Source organism: Shewanella sp. Isolate13 (assembly GCF_022398325.1).
Taxonomy (GTDB): Bacteria; Pseudomonadota; Gammaproteobacteria; order Enterobacterales; family Shewanellaceae; genus Shewanella.
The window spans coordinates 1-17,660 of record NZ_JAKEVD010000052.1; the positions used below are offsets into that span (position 1 = coordinate 1).

Below are 17,660 nucleotides of genomic sequence, written 5' to 3' on the forward strand. Positions count from 1 at the left end.
ATTTAATAATGTATAAGTAAAACTTATCTCTGTTGTTATTTACTACAAGGTACTGAGGATGTTTGATTACGCACACCTAAAAGCCCTATCAATTGTCGTATCCCAAGGCGGATTCGATAAAGCCGCCCAGCACCTGTTTATCAGTCAATCGGCGGTATCTCAGCGGATCAAGCAGCTCGAAGACAAAGTCGGTCAAGCCTTGCTCGTTAGGTCTAATCCTGTAGTCGCAACTGAAACCGGCAAACGACTCCTAAGACATTATGCTCAGGTACAATTGCTTGAAAGTGAACTGCGATCTGAAATGGATGTGGACGATCCTTCCCTACCCACAATAGTAAAAATAGCGGTTAATGCCGATAGTCTAGCGACTTGGTTCCTTCCTGCACTAACCGAAACCTTTAAATACCATAAATGGTTATTAGAGCTTGTTGTTGACGATGAAGCTTACACACACCACCTATTAAAAAGTGGTGAAGCCGTTGGTTGTGTAACAACTACACAAATTGCCCTGTCGGGTTGCAGCAGTGAATATCTTGGTAATATGGAGTACCAATGTGTTGCGACACCGGCGTTTATCGAGCAGTATTTTCAATCAGACAAAGCAACTGATGATATTGCCCACGCCCCCGCAGTGGTATTTTCAACTAAAGATAAACTTCACGATAAGTTCTTAAGCTTTTACTTTGATATCAATGACAAGAGTTGGCGGGAGCACAAAATTCCCTCATCCGAGAGTTTTCTTGAAGCCATAAGAATGGGACTAGGTTATGGCTTAGTGGCCCACTTACAGGCTAAACCCCTTCTTGATAGTGGTGAGTTAGTAGAAATCTTCCCCCATAAACGCATGCAGGTACCGCTTTATTGGCAACACTGGAACATCAAGGCGAAGCAAACCAGCATTATTTACCGTGCATTAGCCACGAGCGCCAAAAAGCTACTACTCTGCTAACACTTCCCTTTCAAGCTCACAGTAAAAAGGGGCTCTATGGCCCCCTCTATCACACAGATACACACTACTTGCTGTCTTGTAATCTATCATCTTCCTGAGGCGTAGCTTTATTCTCATCAATTTGAAGAGGTACTGGCCAAGCATTGATGACGGCCTTGACGAGTGACGCCAGCGGAATAGCAAAGAACACCCCCCAAACGCCCCATAAACCGCCAAAAATCAGTACTGCAGCAATAATAAATACCGGATGTAGATCGACAGCATCTGAGAATAAAAGCGGTACTAATACGTTGCCATCTAGTGCTTGAATAATCCCGTACCCCACCATTAGATAGCCAAACTCAGGACTTATTCCCCACTGTACAAATGCTACTAAGGCTATAGGGAGGGTCACTAATGTCGCACCAACATAGGGGATCAGAACCGACAGCCCAGTTAACACTCCAAGCAGTGCCGCATAACGCAGATCCATTAGGGCGAAGAAGATATAACTGACCACCCCGATGATAACAATCTCGATAACTTTTCCACGTATGTAATTAAAAATCTGTTGGTGCATCTCGTTCCAGACTTTTCGGGCTAAATCACGATTAGTCGGAAAGAAGCGCTTACTGCCTTTTATCAGTTCATCTTTATCTTTTAAAAAGAAGAACACTAATAAAGGGATTAAAATCGCATAGACCATGAGCACCAACAGTGATGCAGAGTAACCTAAGATCTGCTTGCCGATATCCAGCAGATGCTGGGTATCTAACATCTTCTTAAGCTCTGCAACCATGGTGTCTAGCTGACTTGGGTTCACAAATTGGGGATATCGATTGATATAAAGCTGGGCGGTGTTAAGACCTTTGTCGATCATGCTCGGTAAATCTGCCATCAAGCTAACCCCCTGACGCCAAATACTCGGTACCAGGCCAAAACTAATTAACAGCATTAAACCGATAAACAGTATAAGAACTAAAGAGGCCGCTGTAGGCCGATTGATCCCGATCCGGGCCATCTGAGCGACTGGCCACTCTAATAAAAATGCCAATACCAAGGCGATCAATAATGGGGCTAATAAGCCACCGGCAAAGTATATTGCGAGCGCCAAGCCCACTAAGATGAGTACTAAGGTTACAGCTTGCGGATCACTAAAACGTTCTTTATACCAACGGCTTAAAACAGATAACATTCATACTCCCTAGCTAGACGACTGAGTTGACAATTGCAGCCATCGTTAAAATCATATTTCACTCAATGTAAAACTGTATAAAGTCTCTTTTACTTGGACACGGTTATAGACAAAATGCTGTCATTATCTTGTTCAACAATATGGCAATAACCCGCTTTTTTCAGGTAACGGGGAACATCTTGCCTAGAACCGGGGTCAGATAATACAACACGAATGCTGTCGCCTGTTGAAAGTTGCTTGAGAGCCAGTTTGACTTTAACAAGCGGCAGCGGACAACGATATGGCGTTAAATCAATAATAATCATAATGAACTTGCTATAACCAATCTAAGGCTATTATCCTAATAAGCAACGCAAACCACAAGCAAGCATTGTAAATTGCTAATAACAGAAGCATAGCCCAAAATAAGGATCCGCTTGAGTAAATCAACTTTATCACAATCCGTTATCGCTGGTGCCCTGTCTTTTATTTTATGTACAAGCTCAGCAGCCACTTATGCCAATAACGACTTACCAGACTTAGGCACAGCCGCTGTTAATACCTTTAGCTTGGAAAAGGAAACCGAAGTCGGTGACGCTTATATGCGAGTGATCCGCGGCTCCGCCCCCATGCTTAATGATCCAGTGTTAAACCAATACCTAACTGAGTTAGGTAATAAATTGGTTGCTCATGCAACAGGTGTAAAAACCCCCTTCTATTTTTTCTTATTAAGAAACGATGAGATCAACGCATTTGCTTTTTTCGGTGGTCATGTCGGAGTACATACTGGCTTATTTCTTAATGCTGATACCGAAAGTGAACTAGCCTCCGTTCTGGGTCACGAAATCACTCACGTTACTCAGAGACATCTCGCACGTTCAATTGAGGCACAACAAAAAACTTCGCCAGCCACGATTGCCGGTATGCTCGGTGCAATCTTATTAACGATTGCATCCCCTCAGGCGGGTATGGCTGCATTAGCAACAACTCAGGCTTTAGCGACGCAGTCAAAAATCAACTACACTCGCTTGCATGAGAAAGAAGCTGATCGGATCGGCATGCAAGTCATGGTCGATGCTGGATTTGACCCCAATGGTGCCTCAGATTTTTTCGGTAAGCTTGCAACTCGATATCGGTTCACCACTAAACCACCACAAATGCTACTGACTCACCCCTTACCTGAATCGCGGATCTCAGAGGCTCGGATTAGAGCTCAGCAATACCCCCATAGACAGATCCCCGATAACCTTAATTTCCAGCTGGCTAAGGCTCGAATTCAGGTAAGATTTTCTGGATACAGTGAGCAAGCAGCACTTTCTATCTTTGATAAACAGCTCAAGCATCATCGCTATACATTTAAGAGCGCGGCTCTATATGGCAAGGCGTTGGCCTTGTTTAGGCTAAAGAAATATGACGAATCAGAAAAAATCATCGATGAGTTATTAGCTAAGAGCCCCAACAATCTGTTTTTTATCGATACTAAAACCGATCTGCTTAGCCAAAGAGGAGCACAAAAGGAAGCCATTTCTCTGTTATTAGCCCAGAAGCAGTTGAAACCGACCTCTCAAGTTGTTAATACCAACCTTGCAAACGTCTACATTGAAGATAATCAAGTCAATAAGGCTATACCTTTGCTTGAGGAGCTTATCTTTCTTGATAAACAAAATCAGCTGCCCTACTTCTTACTGAACGAAGCCTACAAGAAGAATGGTAACAAGGCGATGGAACACTTCGTAAAAGCGGAGTCTTTGGCACTCGTAGCTGATTACAAGACAGCTATCGACCAGCTCAATTTTGCTTATAAAGCGTCCAAAGGTGATGCGCTGCAACTGGCGAGAATTGAAGCACGGATCCGGCAGTTTAGACAGGCAGATAGAGCCTTAGAACAATTACAATAACACCAGTTTGGTTGTGACTATGATCACAAAATAAAGTATCATGGTCACAACTTTCAATAACAATAAAATGCATATGACAAACGTTACTATTTATCACAACCCAAGATGTTCAAAAAGCCGCCAAACTCTAGCCTTACTAGAAGAGAATAACTGTAACATTCATATTGTTGAGTATTTAAAAACCCCCGTTTCCTCTGCAGAACTTACCGATATATTGACTAAACTCGATATTGCTCCTAGGGCGCTAATGCGAGTCAAAGAAACTGAGTATAAAGAGTTAGGTTTAGCCGATGCAGCGCTAAGCGATGAACAGCTAATTCAGGCTATGATCACAACACCAAAGCTTATTGAGCGCCCTATTGTATTGGCAAATAATAAGGCCGCGATTGGCCGACCTCCAGAAAATGTACTCTCTATTTTATAAGTGAGGGCTATCATGAACTCAACTACCCTATTTAAGCTTTGCCGCACGGGTTATGTGGCATTGGTCATGTTGTTAGGGACATGGTTCATACGCCAAGGGCTAACTGGCGAATATTCAATGCTATTTAGTCTACTCTGGCTAATACCGCTATTACTCCCCATAAAAGGGATCCTAACAGGCAAGCCCTATACCTATGCCTGGGCGAGCTTTATTCTATGCCTATATATGCTACATGGACTGACCTTAGTCTATGTAACTGAAACTGATACCCTGTTCGCCGTTATTGAGTGTCTGCTTATCGCTAGCCTACTTATTGGCTTTCCTTTTTATGCACGGATCCGCGGACGTGAACTTGGTCTTGGATTAAAGAAAAAGAAAAGTTAAATAATTCGATAATGAAGACGAGCTTCGTCTCGCCTTCATTTCTCAATTGCGAATCGCTATTATCTCGCCGACACGACATAACAATTCATTAAACTATCCTTTGTTTGCGCAACAATTGCCGTGCTATATTGCCTACTTAGCCAGCAATAAAAACAATAAAAAAGGATAAATTCATGCAACGATCCTTAAGTTACCTATTGATAAGTGCCATTGGCCTAACAGGCTGCGGTGGAAGCGGCGACAGCTCTAATGGCGATATAGTCACTCCGCCGCCTGTTGTACCCGATGGCTTAGTGCGCTGTGATACTCAATCCCTGAACAATCCTATCAACACCTCGTCCGATTTAACCTTTATTACCGAGGCCAATTACCATGCCGGTCAACCCGCAGCTGTCATCGCGACACTCAAGGGAAAAAAGGTCTCAGACTATCAATTCAATTGGACTCAAACCAGCGGCCCCAACCTCATTTTAAAAAGCAGTAAAAGCCCGGTTTTGGCTTTTACTGCCAGTGAAAGTGGTAACTATAAGTTTGAAGTGACTGCAGTTGGCAGCCAAACATCTTATTTAGAATCAATTGAAATAAGCATAGATGCGGCTGGTTCCGCCCAACTTGCCGCGCGAGTAGATCATCAAGCCAGTGAAGGTAATTCAGTCAGCTTTAGAATCGATACCCCCGATGTCAATCCTCCTTCCCAAATTAGCTGGTGTATAGCGGCAGGTCCGGATGTTGATGTTGACATTAGCAGTCCAGAAAAAGCCTTGTTTACCGCCCCAAGCGTTAGCGAGGACACTCTATCGACTCTGAGAGTATCGGCCATTATAGACGGTCAGTCCGTTAGCGATGATGTACTACTTTTGATCACTCAAGAAGATGCCATCACCTCCCAGTACTTTGATGAAAGAGTGGCAAAAACCTTCGCCTATAATGATAACTCCCCCTATAAAGATGACTTACAAGCCTGTGTGTACTCCAATCAGCTTCAGCAAAGTTGTAGCATATCTCGTCTTCCATTAATCGGCCAGGAAGCCAGTATCGACACCCAGGCAATATTGGACAGAGTATTAGTATCACATCAGTGGATGGGGCAGAACTTCGAGTACTTTCTTGAAAATCTCGATCCCAACAGCGATTTCGCCACTCTGTTACAATCGGTAACTGCCATTGTGATTAGTTATGATGTCCGCCCCTCCTTTTACTGGGTACTCACTGGGGCAATATATTTAGATCCAAACGATCTTTGGCTATTAGCAGAGGAACGTGACACCATAAACGAAGCCCCTGATTACCGTAGTGGTTTTGGTAATGAGTTAAACTTCTTAATGCCTTGGCGCTATGTAAAGAATAACAGCTATACCTCATATGTAGTGCCAAGGAGCGTACGTACAGATCGAACAGCTCAAGAGATGATGCCGGATTTAGCCTCATTGCTCTACCATGAGTTGGCACACGCAAATGACTTTTTTCCCCGAAGCATACACGCAAGTTTATCTGGGCCGACACTACTCGATGATTACCTCCGCCGAAGCGATGCAAAACAGCTGATCTCCGATCAACTGGAAATACTTTATCCCCTTGCCAGCCAAGAGATGGCAAGTTTGGCCGAAGTCAGCTTTAAGGGCGAAACCGCTAACGACACCCAAAAATCCTATATTGCCAGCGATATCAGTAGCTTCTTTTCACCGGACCGCGCCACAGACTACTATGCCTACTCCACAAGACGGGAAGATGCGGCAATGTTATTCGAAGAAGCTTTGATGAGTTATCGATACGCAATACAACGAGATGTCGCAGTAACCGACAAGCCTGATAATCCGACAGCGAGTAGTATCACCGTCGACTGGGGACAACGCGGGCGGATTGGCGATATAAAACTCGAGAGCCGCGCTGTATTTGTCATCGACCAGATGATGCCTGAACTTAATGCGCTCTCTTTAGTCAGTGGCTTACCTGCTCCAATTGAGATGAAGCAGGGTCAGTCTTGGTCTGAAAACTTAGCCATCTCCCCCACTAGTAGCCCACAACAAAATAGAGCCGCACCTCAGAAAAATTATTCTCCTGAATTACGTTTAAGCGGTGATAGGCATATAAAACCCGTGGATTAGACGACTGAATAACAACACTTAAAACAGAAAGCCCAGATGATTATCTGGGCTTTTTTATTCGACGAATCAATGGAGCTAAAGGCGCAACATCTCTTTAATGAAAGGGATTGTCAATTTTCGTTGGTGAACCATAGAGGCTTTATCGAGCCTATCTAGGACATCAAATAACGTTCTTAAATCTCGTGCTAAACGATTTAGTAGAAAACGTCCAACATCTTCCGGAAGCTGCAAGCCCCGCATAGCCGCTCTGCGCTGCAGTGCGGCAAGCTTTTCATCATCAGCCATAGGCTGCAGCTGATAATTAAGCCCCCATTGCATACGAGACACGAGATCCGGCAATGAAAAACCGCTGTCACTCGGTGAAACACTTGCACTTACGACTAACGCACAAGTTTTCTGTTCTGCAATTCGATTGTAAAGATCAAATATCGCTTCTTCCCAAAGAGGGTGTCCTGCAATCGCATCGACATCATCGATACAGACCAAATCCAATTTTTCTAGACCTTCCAATAATGCGGTAGAGATACTCGCATGGATCCCAAGGGGAATATAGAAACTACTTCGACCGAGATCGTTAGCATGGGCACAGGCGGCGTGCATAAGATGGGTGCGTCCAGATTTTTCTGGGCCCCATAAAAATACAGCACCATCCGACTTGCCCTCTGCACAATCTTGTAAACTTTGAATAAGCTCGTCATTACCCGCTGCTGGATAATAACTATTGAAAGTTTCATCATCAGGTAGATGAACTGGCAGTGATAATTGTAAAGGAGAGTTTGACTTCACTCAGGTACTTCTCAATGGCGCAATATTTCTATATTAGACACACATGGTAGCATGTGTGTCCCGTGATTGGGAGCTATTGCCCTTTCCAATAATAGATCTGTGTCTCTTTCTGAGAGGCTTCTATCGCCTCTACCGAGGAATATCCCTGGTTTTGCTGATTATTTGACTCAAAGGTTCCAACTTGAGGATCCAGAGACAGTAGCCTATGTAGATCGGCTTCATCGCCAAATAGTGCTAGGTTAAACTCTACTCTCTGGCCTTGAATACTGGCTATACTGGCCGACTTAATCGCACTTAATTGAGCAAGGTAGCGCTCGATCACCACAAGCTGCTTGATATCCGTTACATCAACAAAGGCTATTTTAGTCGTGTTACGCTCTCCAGAATCGGCAATCGCATACTGACCAACATAATATTCACTGGTTGCAGCTACTATCGCGGTAACAGCATCTTCAATGGTCGCTGCCTCGCCACTACTATTAATAAGCGATGTCATTTGCAGTGCCTGTGGATCTTTTTCTCTAGGGTAAAGCCCCATCTGATACTGATACACTGCCCCTTGGGGTTCGATTGTCGCCATTAAAAAATAATTTGCCTGATATCTTAACGAGGCATTAGCAACGTTATCGGTGAAACGTCCTCGAATATCATTCACCCCCACCTTCATTGAGTCATCAAGATCCATCAATGGAAAAAGCAAAGGGACTGCGCGGCTCGATGACTCAGAGTCAAATGTGTTACGACTTGATGAGGCTGCGCCGTCACTTAATATTTCACGATCTCCATTTTCGTTAATAACTAGCCAAACTAAGGTTAGGGGTCGTTGTTTCCCCCACACAGGTAAGCCCGCCTCTCTCAGTAGTCGAATAATGCGCTTATGGTCAAAGTTCACCTTAAGATACAGTTCACCGGCATCTTCAAAATAACCATATTGAGTCATTAACGAGCTGGCGCTCTTTAACTGTTTTTGAACTAATGGATTAGTTAAAGCTGCCTGTGTGCCTGAGTTTTTCAAGATCACAGCTTCAAAGGCCTGCTTAATCCCCTCACTTCTTAGCGTTGTGGCTCTTGACTCAATTGAGACTGCGGCTTCATCAAGCGAATTGACATCTGCAGCATGTACAGCTGCAGATAGACTCGCAAGAAACGGAAAAATAACAAAAATACCTAATATGAATTTCAACATGTTTAAGATTCAAGGACGACTCAATAGGCAAAATTGTACCACATATTTTTTGCTTTAGGCCGAGTAAAAACCACCAGACCACCACAAACCGATTCACACTTTCCGACAGGGTTCACACACCTTGCTACCGAAAACAGTTATCATTGATAGGTTTACATAAAATTAAGAGAAAAAGAATGAAAAAACTAATGATGCCTTTGCAGGGTGCGCAGATGCTGTTTGTCGCCTTTGGCTCCCTTGTATTGATGCCCCTTCTTACGGGCTTAGATACAAACGTTGCACTCTTTACCGCCGGTATTGGTACCCTACTGTTCCAATTGATTACAAAGCGTCAAATCCCTATCTTTCTAGCTTCATCTTTCGCGTTTATCGCGCCCATTATGTATGGCGTACAGACTTGGGGGATCCCATCGACAATGGGTGGCTTAATGGCTGCAGGTCTGGTCTATGTTATTTTGGCATCAATTATAAAAGTCAGAGGTGGCGGTTTTATTAAACGCCTCCTACCACCTGTTGTAGTCGGCCCTGTCATCATAGTTATCGGTTTAGGCCTCGCTCCTGTTGCCGTTAATATGGCTGTAGGAAAGAGCGGTGACGGTAGCCTAATGCTTGTTGAACAAAACGTTGCGTTGTTTATATCACTTGCCTCGCTCATCACTACCATAGCCGTAGCTATTTTCGCTAAAGGCTTACTAAAGTTAATGCCTATCCTTGCTGGTATATCTGTTGGATATGGCTTAAGCCTTGCTTACGGCATTGTTGACTTTACTCCTGTTAGAGACGCTGCATGGATTGCGATGCCAAACTTCGTCGCTCCTGAATTTAACTGGCATGCCATTTTATTTATGATCCCGGTAGCAATCGCGCCAGCGGTCGAGCACATCGGCGATATCCTCGCTATCTCAAACGTCACAGGAAAAGATTATCTTAAAAAACCAGGGTTACACCGCACACTCGCCGGTGACGGCGTTGCAACCATAGCAGCCTCTGCATTTGGTGGGCCGCCAAATACAACCTATAGTGAAGTCACTGGTGCAGTCACACTGACTAAAAACTTTAACCCAGTTGTGATGACTTGGACCGCAATTACCGCAATTTTGTTCTCTTTTGTTGGCAAGCTAGGTGCACTACTGCAAACAATTCCGGTGCCTGTTATGGGTGGCATCATGTGCCTACTGTTTGGTTCAATTGCAGCAGTCGGTCTTAACTCACTAATTAAAAATCACGTTGATATGAATGAGCCACGTAACCTAAGTATCGTCGGCGTAACATTAGTGTTCGGTATCGGTGGGATGGCCTTTGGTATAGGCTCGTTTAGCTTAACGGGGATCAGCCTTTGCGGTATCGTGGCTATTGGTATGAACTTGTTGTTACCAGATAATGCTGCCTCACATGAGAAAATTATCGCAGAGAAAATTAACTCATCTTCATAATGGCCGCTAAATGATAAAAAGCCCCTATTGATTTCATCATTAGGGGCTTTTTATTAACTTAAAGCTGTAACACAATAAAGCTTATGCTTGATCGTCTTCAGTCTTAAATTTTGCTGCTGTTTCTTTGATAAGCGTTTGTAGCTCACCTTTTTGATACATTTCGGTCAGAATGTCACAGCCACCAATTAATTCACCTTCTACCCATAGCTGAGGAAAAGTAGGCCAATTAGCGTATTTTGGTAACTCGGCACGGATATCCGGGTGCTGAAGGATATCAACGAAAGCAAACTGCTCTTCACAGTTGATCATAAGCTGTGCTACCTGAGAAGAAAAACCACAGCTTGGTAACTTAGGTGAACCCTTCATGTAAACGATAATTGGATTTTCGGCAATTTGCTGCTTGATTTTATCTACAGTTTCCATTTTATTTCCTGATTTAAACATCACTACAATCGCCACATTGTACGTCAGTATTTCACAGAACAAAAACCTACTTTTTGCATGGGTAATTACCAATAGAAATAATCGATTAAGATAATCGCTCTTTTTGAATAAACAATGATACACTTCACAAGTTTATTAGGTAAAATGTGCCGCAGTGAGCAAGAACACACAAAATAACAAACCAGAGTTAATGGAGAACAGAAATGGCTTTTGAATTACCAGCTTTACCGTACGCAAAGAACGCACTTGAGCCACATATCTCGGAAGAAACAATCAACTTCCATTACGGTAAGCATCACAACACTTATGTTGTTAAGCTTAACGGTTTAGTTGAGGGTACAGAGCTTGAGCAGAAGAGCCTAGAAGAGATCATCAAGACCTCTACTGGTGGTATCTTCAATAACGCAGCTCAAATCTGGAACCACACTTTCTACTGGAACTGTCTATCACCAAACGGTGGCGGCGAAGCGACAGGTCCTGTTGCCGACGCTATCAACGCAGCCTTTGGTTCATTCGAAGCATTCAAGGCTCAGTTTACCGATGCTGCAGTTAACAACTTTGGTAGCGCATGGACTTGGCTTGTAAAAAATGCCGATGGCACTGTAGCAATCGTCAATACAAGCAATGCGGCAACTCCGCTTACAGATGAAGGTGTTACTCCAATCATGACTGTGGATGTATGGGAACACGCCTACTACATCGATTACCGTAATGTGCGCCCTGACTATTTAGCACACTTCTGGGAGCTGGTTAATTGGGATTTTGTTAACGCAAACTTCGCAGGTTAAGCTGTTAACTTTGCAATTAAATGAAAGGAGCCTTAGGGCTCCTTTTTTATTGCTTTCTTAAAAATACAGCCCTTCATCTCAACTGCAATAATTGCAAATGCAACTATTTCTTATTGTTTTTATTTAGTTTTTTCCCACACAGCTCTCATTTTGCGTCTAACATTAAAGGTAGGGGGCGAACTTTGTTTACCTCTAACCTTACTAATTTTGCGTTTCAGGGGGCCGATTATGAGTATATTTGAGCATTACCAACAGCGCTATGAGAAGAAGCTTGATGAAGAATATTCATTAGAAGACTTTTTAGCTATCTGTAAGAAAGACCGAAGTGCCTATGCTTCTGCTGCAGAGCGGTTATTGGTGGCAATCGGTGAGCCTGAGCTCATCGATACCTCTAAAGACCCTGTTCTCAGTCGATTATTTTCCAACCGTCTAATATCCCGCTATCCAGCATTTAAAGACTTTTACGGAATGGAAGAAGCCATAGAGCAAATTGTCGCCTATTTAAAGCACTCAGCTCAGGGGTTAGAGGAATCAAAACAGATCCTCTACCTGCTTGGACCTGTAGGTGGTGGTAAGTCATCGCTGGCTGAAAAACTCAAAGCATTAATGCAGAATGTCCCCATCTATGTGCTAACGGCCGATGGCGTACGTAGCCCAGTAAACGATCACCCTTTCTGTCTGTTTAATATCGATGAAGACGGGGAAATTCTAAAGCAAGAATATGGCATTCCTGAGCGCTACCTCAAAACCATCATGTCACCATGGGCTGTAAAGCGCCTGCATGAATTTGGCGGTGATATCTCCAAGTTTAAAGTTGTTAAGGTGTATCCCTCAATTCTCGATCAGTTAGCCATCGCGAAAACCGAGCCTGGAGATGAAAACAACCAAGATATCTCTTCGTTAGTCGGTAAGGTCGATATTCGTCAACTCGAACACTTTGCCCAGCATGACGCCGATGCTTATTCATACTCTGGCGCCTTATGCCGTGCCAATCAAGGGATGATGGAATTTGTGGAGATGTTCAAGGCCCCAATTAAGGTACTTCACCCGCTGTTGACAGCGACACAGGAAGGTAATTATAACGGCACTGAGGGGCTATCTGCCCTGCCCTTTAGCGGTATTATTCTTGCGCACTCTAACGAGTCTGAGTGGCAGACCTTTAGAAATAACAAGACCAACGAGGCGTTTCTTGACCGTGTTTATATCGTCAAAGTGCCCTATTGCCTCAGAATTTCTGAAGAAGTACGGATCTACCAGAAGTTACTTGCTAATTCAGAGTTAGCAAATACCCCTTGTGCGCCAGGTACATTAGAAACCTTGGCACAATTTAGTGTGCTCTCTAGGGTCGTTGCACCGGAAAACTCGTCTATTTACTCTAAGATGCGGGTATATGACGGTGAGAGTTTAAAAGACACAGATCCTAAAGCTAAATCTTATCAAGAATACCGTGACTATGCGGGTGTAGACGAAGGTATGCATGGATTATCGACTCGCTTCGCCTTTAAGATCCTCTCCAGAGTGTTTAACTTTGATCACACCGAAATTGCGGCAAACCCAGTGCACCTATTTTATGTGCTAGAACGTCAAATCGAGCAGGAGCAGTTTCCATCAGAGTCTGCAGAGCGCTATCTGGAGTTTTTGAAAGGTTACCTTATCCCCAAATATGTAGAGTTTATAGGTAAAGAGATCCAAACTGCGTATTTAGAGTCTTACTCTGAGTATGGTCAGAATATTTTCGACCGTTACGTCACCTACGCCGATTTCTGGATCCAAGATCAGGAGTATCGTGATCCTGAAACAGGACAGCTATTCGATAGAGCCGCGTTGAACTCTGAACTTGAAAAAATCGAAAAGCCTGCCGGGATCAGTAATCCAAAGGACTTCAGAAATGAAATCGTTAACTTCGTTTTACGCGCAAGGGCAAACAACGAAGGCACAAACCCGCTGTGGACCAGTTACGAAAAGCTGAGAACCGTCATCGAGAAGAAGATGTTCTCTAACACTGAAGATCTGTTACCAGTTATCTCTTTCAACGGCAAAACTTCGACAGATGATCAGCGTAAGCATGATGACTTTGTCAATCGAATGATGGAAAAAGGCTACACCCAAAAACAAGTAAGACTACTTTCAGAGTGGTATTTGAGAGTAAGAAAGTCTTCTTAAAAAGCCCTAAGGGGAGATTTTCTCCCCTTCTAATTGGCTAGGAGGTGCGCATGACAAGTTTCATTGATAGAAGGTTAAACTCTAAGGGTAAGAGTACTGTTAATCGACAGCGCTTTATCAATCGCTATAAAAAGCAGATAAAAAAAGCCGTTAGTGACGCCGTCACCCACCGTAGTGTTACCGATGTCGACAAGGGTGAGAAGATCAGTATTCCTACAAGAGACATCAGTGAGCCTACTTTTCATCAAGGTAACGGTGGCGTTAGAGAGCGAGTCCACCCTGGTAATGATAAATTTGCTAAGGGAGATCAAATCGAGCGTCCGCCATCTGGTCAAGGTCAAGGTGCTGGCCAAGGTGAAGCTTCAGACTCCGGAGAGGGTCAAGATGACTTTGTATTTCAGATCTCAAAAGATGAATATTTGGAACTTCTATTTGAAGATCTAGAACTACCAAACCTTCAAAATAATCGATTAAATAAACTGGTTGAATACCAAGTTTATCGAGCAGGTTTTACCAATGACGGTGTACCAGCCAATATCAATATTGTGCGCTCACTTCGCTCATCGCTTGCTCGAAGAACGGCGATGACCTCGACTAAAAAAGCCAAGTTAACCGAACTAGAGCAGGAGTTAGCGCTGCTAGAGAATACTCCCGGCTCTAAGGCCGAACGTATTTTAGCCATCAAAGAAGAGATTGCCGACCTTAAGCAGCGTATTAAGAAAGTCCCATTTATTGATACCTTCGATCTTAGATACAACAATTTCGCCAAACGTGAAGTACCGTCAAGCCAAGCGGTTATGTTCTGCTTGATGGATGTATCGGGCTCCATGGATCAAGCGACCAAAGATATGGCAAAACGCTTCTATATTTTACTCTATCTATTCTTGACTCGAACTTATAAGAATCTGGAAGTGGTGTATATCCGTCATCATACCCAAGCTAAAGAGGTGGATGAGCACGAGTTTTTCTATTCACAAGAAACGGGTGGGACCATAGTTTCCAGTGCACTTAAATTGATGCATGAAATTCAGCAAAAGCGTTACCCCGAAAACGAGTGGAACATTTATGCTGCTCAGGCTTCGGACGGTGATAATTGGGCTGACGATTCCCCCTCTTGTCATGAGCTATTAGAAAAGAAATTACTGCCCGTTGTTCGCTATTTCAGCTACATAGAGATCACCAACCGCGCCCATCAGACACTTTGGCGCGAATATGAGGATCTGCAGAAGTCATACAGCAATATTGCCGTACAACATATAAAACAAGCTGAAGATATCTACCCAGTATTTAGAGAGCTATTTAAAAAGCAGGCTGTTTAGGGGGCGATTATGGAAAATCCAAACAAAAAAACACCATTAGACGATGGCCCAGATTGGAACTTCGACTTATTGCAGACCTACCTTACTGAGATTGAACGGGTGGCTGACTTTTACCGATTAGATGCCTACCCTAACCAAATTGAGGTCATTACCGCAGAGCAAATGATGGACGCGTATGCGGGTATTGGTATGCCCATCGGCTACACACATTGGTCATTCGGTAAACGCTTTATCGAAACGGAGCAGGGATATAAGCGCGGCCAAATGGGGCTCGCTTATGAAATTGTCATCAACTCTGATCCCTGTATTGCCTATCTAATGGAAGAGAATACCATCACCATGCAGGCGCTGGTGATGGCCCATGCGAGTTTCGGTCATAACAGTTTTTTTAAAGGTAACTACCTATTCAAAACATGGACCGATGCCAGTTCAATTATTGACTACTTAGTATTCGCTAGAAATTATATCAGCGAATGTGAAGAGCTTTACGGCATAGAAAAAGTGGAGGGGATTATCGACTCCTGCCATGCACTGATGAGTTACGGTGTCGATAGATATAAACGCCCTAGTGAAATCTCATTTAGAGAGGAGAAGATGCGTCAAAAGGATAGAGAGGCTTATCTTCAAAGTCAGGTGAACGAACTTTGGCGCACGATACCAGATCAACCTCAGGAAGAAGCAAAAGAGGATACGAAGCATTTTCCGTCTGAGCCGCAAGAGAACATTCTTTACTTTATTGAAAAGAATGCTCCTCTACTTGAGCCATGGCAGCGAGAGATTGTGCGAATTGTCAGAAAGATGGGCCAATACTTCTATCCACAAAAACAGACTCAAGTTATGAATGAAGGCTGGGCCACATTTTGGCACTATACCATCCTCAATCATCTCTATGATGAGGGGTTAGTAACCGACCGTTTCATGCTTGAGTTTTTACAAAGCCATACTAATGTCGTTGCTCAGCCTAGCTATAATAGCCCCTATTACAGCGGTATAAATCCTTATGCATTAGGCTTTAATATGTTTGTCGATATTAGACGGATCTGTGAAAACCCAACCGACGAAGATAGGCAGTGGTTTCCGGATATCGCAGGCAGTGATTGGTTAACTACCCTACACTTCGCCATGGAAAATTTTAAGGATGAGAGTTTTATTAGCCAATATCTGTCACCTAATATCATCAGACAGTTTAAGCTATTTGCAGTTTTAGATGATGATCGGAAAAACCACATCAGCGTTTCGGCGATTCACGATGAAGAGGGGTATAAAGCGATCAGACAAAAGCTATCACAGCAGTATAACCTGTCTAATTTAGAGCCCAATATTCAAGTACAGAATGTCGAAATCACCGGTGACCGCTCTATCACCTTAAGGTACATACCAAACAGTCGGATCCCACTGGCTGATACTTGCCATGAAGTGGTTAAACATCTACACAGGCTGTGGGGCTTTGACGTAAAGCTTGAGCAGTATGATGATGGAAAATCCCACATCATCGCATCCTGCCCAGAAAACACAGAAACGCCTTGATTTAGGTGATACACGAAAACCTAGATATAAAAAAAGCGCCTAATAAGGCGCTTTTATCAAATTGACTTAAAAATTAAGCGAATTTGAAGTCAACGTGTTCAACCATTGGCTTGAATGCGTGACGTTGCATGTCTTGAACGCGAACTTTAACGTCTTTACCTTCTAGAGCGATAGTTAGCTCAGAAGTGTAGAAATCTTGGTTCTCTTGGATGTTGATGATGTCTTTGTGTTCAAAAACAATAGAGATAGCTTCTTTACCTGGACCGTAGATAACACCAGGAACTTTTTTCGCATGACGTAGGCGGCGGCTCGAACCTTTCCCGATTTCTGTGCGAACTTGTGCTGGAATAGTGTAAGACATATTTAACTCACTTAATAAAATATATAAAATAAACGGCCACGATTTTCGACCAACCATGACCTGCTAAAAGCGGGCGCATTTTACCATAGAAGATTACACTTAACAAAGATTATCACACCAAGAATAAAACTTTGTTTAACCTACCGTCACCAGTGTCTTACTGGCCCAGTATCGATATGAACGAAACCAGATTTCGGATAATAACCAACGCCACCAAGTTTAAGCTCGATAGCCGCTTCCCGAATATGGGCAAGCTTAACTCCAGGTAGCGCTAAATCTAATGCCATGCCTTTCATATGATAGCTTTTTTTGGCTACGCCATTACTCTGTTTTGCGAGCATCGCATTGGTTTTCGGCGAGCGATACCCTGAAATCACATGCAGTTCATCTTTAAAACTCAATGACTCTCTTAACTGATATGCGAAATCAAACAGGCGCTTATCCATTGGTGCAGCTTCATTTTGTCGGTGATCACGAAGAACCTGACTAAAGTCGGTTAAAATTTCACTTTGGTAGTTTCCATCTATCCAGTAGCTTCCCTGCCCGCGTTCACCGGTATGTCTGTTATAAAAACCTAAACTTCTAATCCCTTTAGTTGAACGACTTGCTTGGGCTTTTGTTGGTAGCATTGAGAACATCGCTACGCCACCTAACCCTAATAATAATTGCCTACGAGAGGTACACACTACTGACACACTTTCACCACTGACTACTTTTCCTACAACAGGCAGGAAAACTAC

17 protein-coding genes are annotated in these 17,660 nt (G+C 43.4%); 10 read left to right on the forward strand and 7 right to left on the reverse strand.

Annotated features, from left to right (window positions below):
- Positions 1 to 58 precede the first annotated feature (58 nt).
- The gene (locus L1D44_RS20520; protein ID WP_239893083.1) at positions 59 to 949 is read left to right on the forward strand and encodes a LysR family transcriptional regulator ArgP; all 891 of its coding nucleotides are present in this window, start codon (positions 59 to 61) and stop codon (positions 947 to 949) included.
- Between the two features lie 64 nt (positions 950 to 1,013).
- Here the strand turns inward: L1D44_RS20520 and L1D44_RS20525 are convergent, their stop codons facing one another.
- Positions 1,014 to 2,123: an AI-2E family transporter gene (locus L1D44_RS20525; protein WP_239893084.1), complete on the reverse strand. Its 1,110-nt coding sequence runs from the start codon at positions 2,121 to 2,123 to the stop codon at positions 1,014 to 1,016.
- An 89-nt stretch (positions 2,124 to 2,212) separates the two neighbouring features.
- Entirely contained in the window at positions 2,213 to 2,428 is a 216-nt protein-coding gene (locus L1D44_RS20530) for a sulfurtransferase TusA family protein (protein ID WP_239893085.1), read from the reverse strand.
- Between the two features lie 111 nt (positions 2,429 to 2,539).
- Between L1D44_RS20530 and L1D44_RS20535 the strand changes: the two genes are divergently transcribed.
- The 4 genes from L1D44_RS20535 (at position 2,540) to L1D44_RS20550 (ending at position 6,913) form a co-directional block, all read left to right on the forward strand.
- Positions 2,540 to 4,000, forward strand: coding sequence for a M48 family metalloprotease (locus L1D44_RS20535; protein WP_239893086.1), 1,461 nt, complete (start codon positions 2,540 to 2,542; stop codon positions 3,998 to 4,000).
- Positions 4,001 to 4,073: 73 nt separating this feature from the next.
- Positions 4,074 to 4,424 carry an arsenate reductase (glutaredoxin) gene (arsC, locus tag L1D44_RS20540; protein ID WP_239893087.1) on the forward strand — a complete coding sequence of 117 codons (351 nt, stop codon included), beginning with the start codon at positions 4,074 to 4,076 and terminating at the stop codon, positions 4,422 to 4,424.
- A gap of 12 nt (positions 4,425 to 4,436) precedes the next feature.
- Complete coding sequence (locus L1D44_RS20545) at positions 4,437 to 4,808, forward strand: DUF2069 domain-containing protein (RefSeq protein WP_239893088.1); 372 nt, start codon at positions 4,437 to 4,439, stop codon at positions 4,806 to 4,808.
- 173 nt (positions 4,809 to 4,981) lie between these two features.
- On the forward strand, positions 4,982 to 6,913 hold the full coding sequence (locus tag L1D44_RS20550) for a hypothetical protein (RefSeq protein WP_239893089.1): 1,932 nt from the start codon (positions 4,982 to 4,984) through the stop codon (positions 6,911 to 6,913).
- A gap of 75 nt (positions 6,914 to 6,988) precedes the next feature.
- Here the strand turns inward: L1D44_RS20550 and hda are convergent, their stop codons facing one another.
- Positions 6,989 to 7,699 carry a DnaA inactivator Hda gene (gene hda, locus L1D44_RS20555; RefSeq protein ID WP_239893090.1) on the reverse strand — a complete coding sequence of 237 codons (711 nt, stop codon included), beginning with the start codon at positions 7,697 to 7,699 and terminating at the stop codon, positions 6,989 to 6,991.
- A 73-nt stretch (positions 7,700 to 7,772) separates the two neighbouring features.
- The gene (locus L1D44_RS20560; RefSeq protein ID WP_239893091.1) at positions 7,773 to 8,885 is read right to left on the reverse strand and encodes a DUF2066 domain-containing protein; all 1,113 of its coding nucleotides are present in this window, start codon (positions 8,883 to 8,885) and stop codon (positions 7,773 to 7,775) included.
- A gap of 176 nt (positions 8,886 to 9,061) precedes the next feature.
- On the opposite strand from L1D44_RS20560, the gene L1D44_RS20565 reads away from it, so the two are divergent.
- Positions 9,062 to 10,318, forward strand: coding sequence for a uracil-xanthine permease family protein (locus tag L1D44_RS20565; protein ID WP_239893092.1), 1,257 nt, complete (start codon positions 9,062 to 9,064; stop codon positions 10,316 to 10,318).
- Between the two features lie 81 nt (positions 10,319 to 10,399).
- Here L1D44_RS20565 and L1D44_RS20570 read toward each other — a convergent pair whose 3' ends face one another.
- Positions 10,400 to 10,741, reverse strand: a complete 342-nt coding sequence (locus L1D44_RS20570; RefSeq protein ID WP_202722041.1) for a Grx4 family monothiol glutaredoxin — start codon at positions 10,739 to 10,741, stop codon at positions 10,400 to 10,402.
- Between the two features lie 224 nt (positions 10,742 to 10,965).
- Here L1D44_RS20570 and sodB point away from each other — a divergent pair, with 224 nt between their 5' ends.
- From sodB to L1D44_RS20590, 4 genes are all read left to right on the forward strand, one after another.
- Positions 10,966 to 11,550 carry a superoxide dismutase [Fe] gene (gene sodB / locus L1D44_RS20575; RefSeq protein WP_220769678.1) on the forward strand — a complete coding sequence of 195 codons (585 nt, stop codon included), beginning with the start codon at positions 10,966 to 10,968 and terminating at the stop codon, positions 11,548 to 11,550.
- A 228-nt stretch (positions 11,551 to 11,778) separates the two neighbouring features.
- Entirely contained in the window at positions 11,779 to 13,713 is a 1,935-nt protein-coding gene (locus L1D44_RS20580) for a PrkA family serine protein kinase (RefSeq protein WP_220769677.1), read from the forward strand.
- 50 nt (positions 13,714 to 13,763) lie between these two features.
- Entirely contained in the window at positions 13,764 to 15,032 is a 1,269-nt protein-coding gene (locus tag L1D44_RS20585; RefSeq protein ID WP_220769676.1) for a YeaH/YhbH family protein, read from the forward strand.
- Between the two features lie 9 nt (positions 15,033 to 15,041).
- Positions 15,042 to 16,559 (forward strand): SpoVR family protein, encoded by a 1,518-nt coding sequence (locus L1D44_RS20590; protein WP_239893093.1) that lies wholly within the window; start codon positions 15,042 to 15,044, stop codon positions 16,557 to 16,559.
- A gap of 73 nt (positions 16,560 to 16,632) precedes the next feature.
- On the opposite strand, the gene rplY is transcribed toward L1D44_RS20590, so the two are convergent.
- Positions 16,633 to 16,920, reverse strand: coding sequence for a 50S ribosomal protein L25 (gene rplY / locus L1D44_RS20595; RefSeq protein ID WP_220769674.1), 288 nt, complete (start codon positions 16,918 to 16,920; stop codon positions 16,633 to 16,635).
- Positions 16,921 to 17,066: 146 nt separating this feature from the next.
- Positions 17,067 to 17,615, reverse strand: a complete 549-nt coding sequence (locus L1D44_RS20600; protein WP_239893094.1) for a DUF882 domain-containing protein — start codon at positions 17,613 to 17,615, stop codon at positions 17,067 to 17,069.
- Between the last annotated feature and the right edge of the window lie 45 nt (positions 17,616 to 17,660).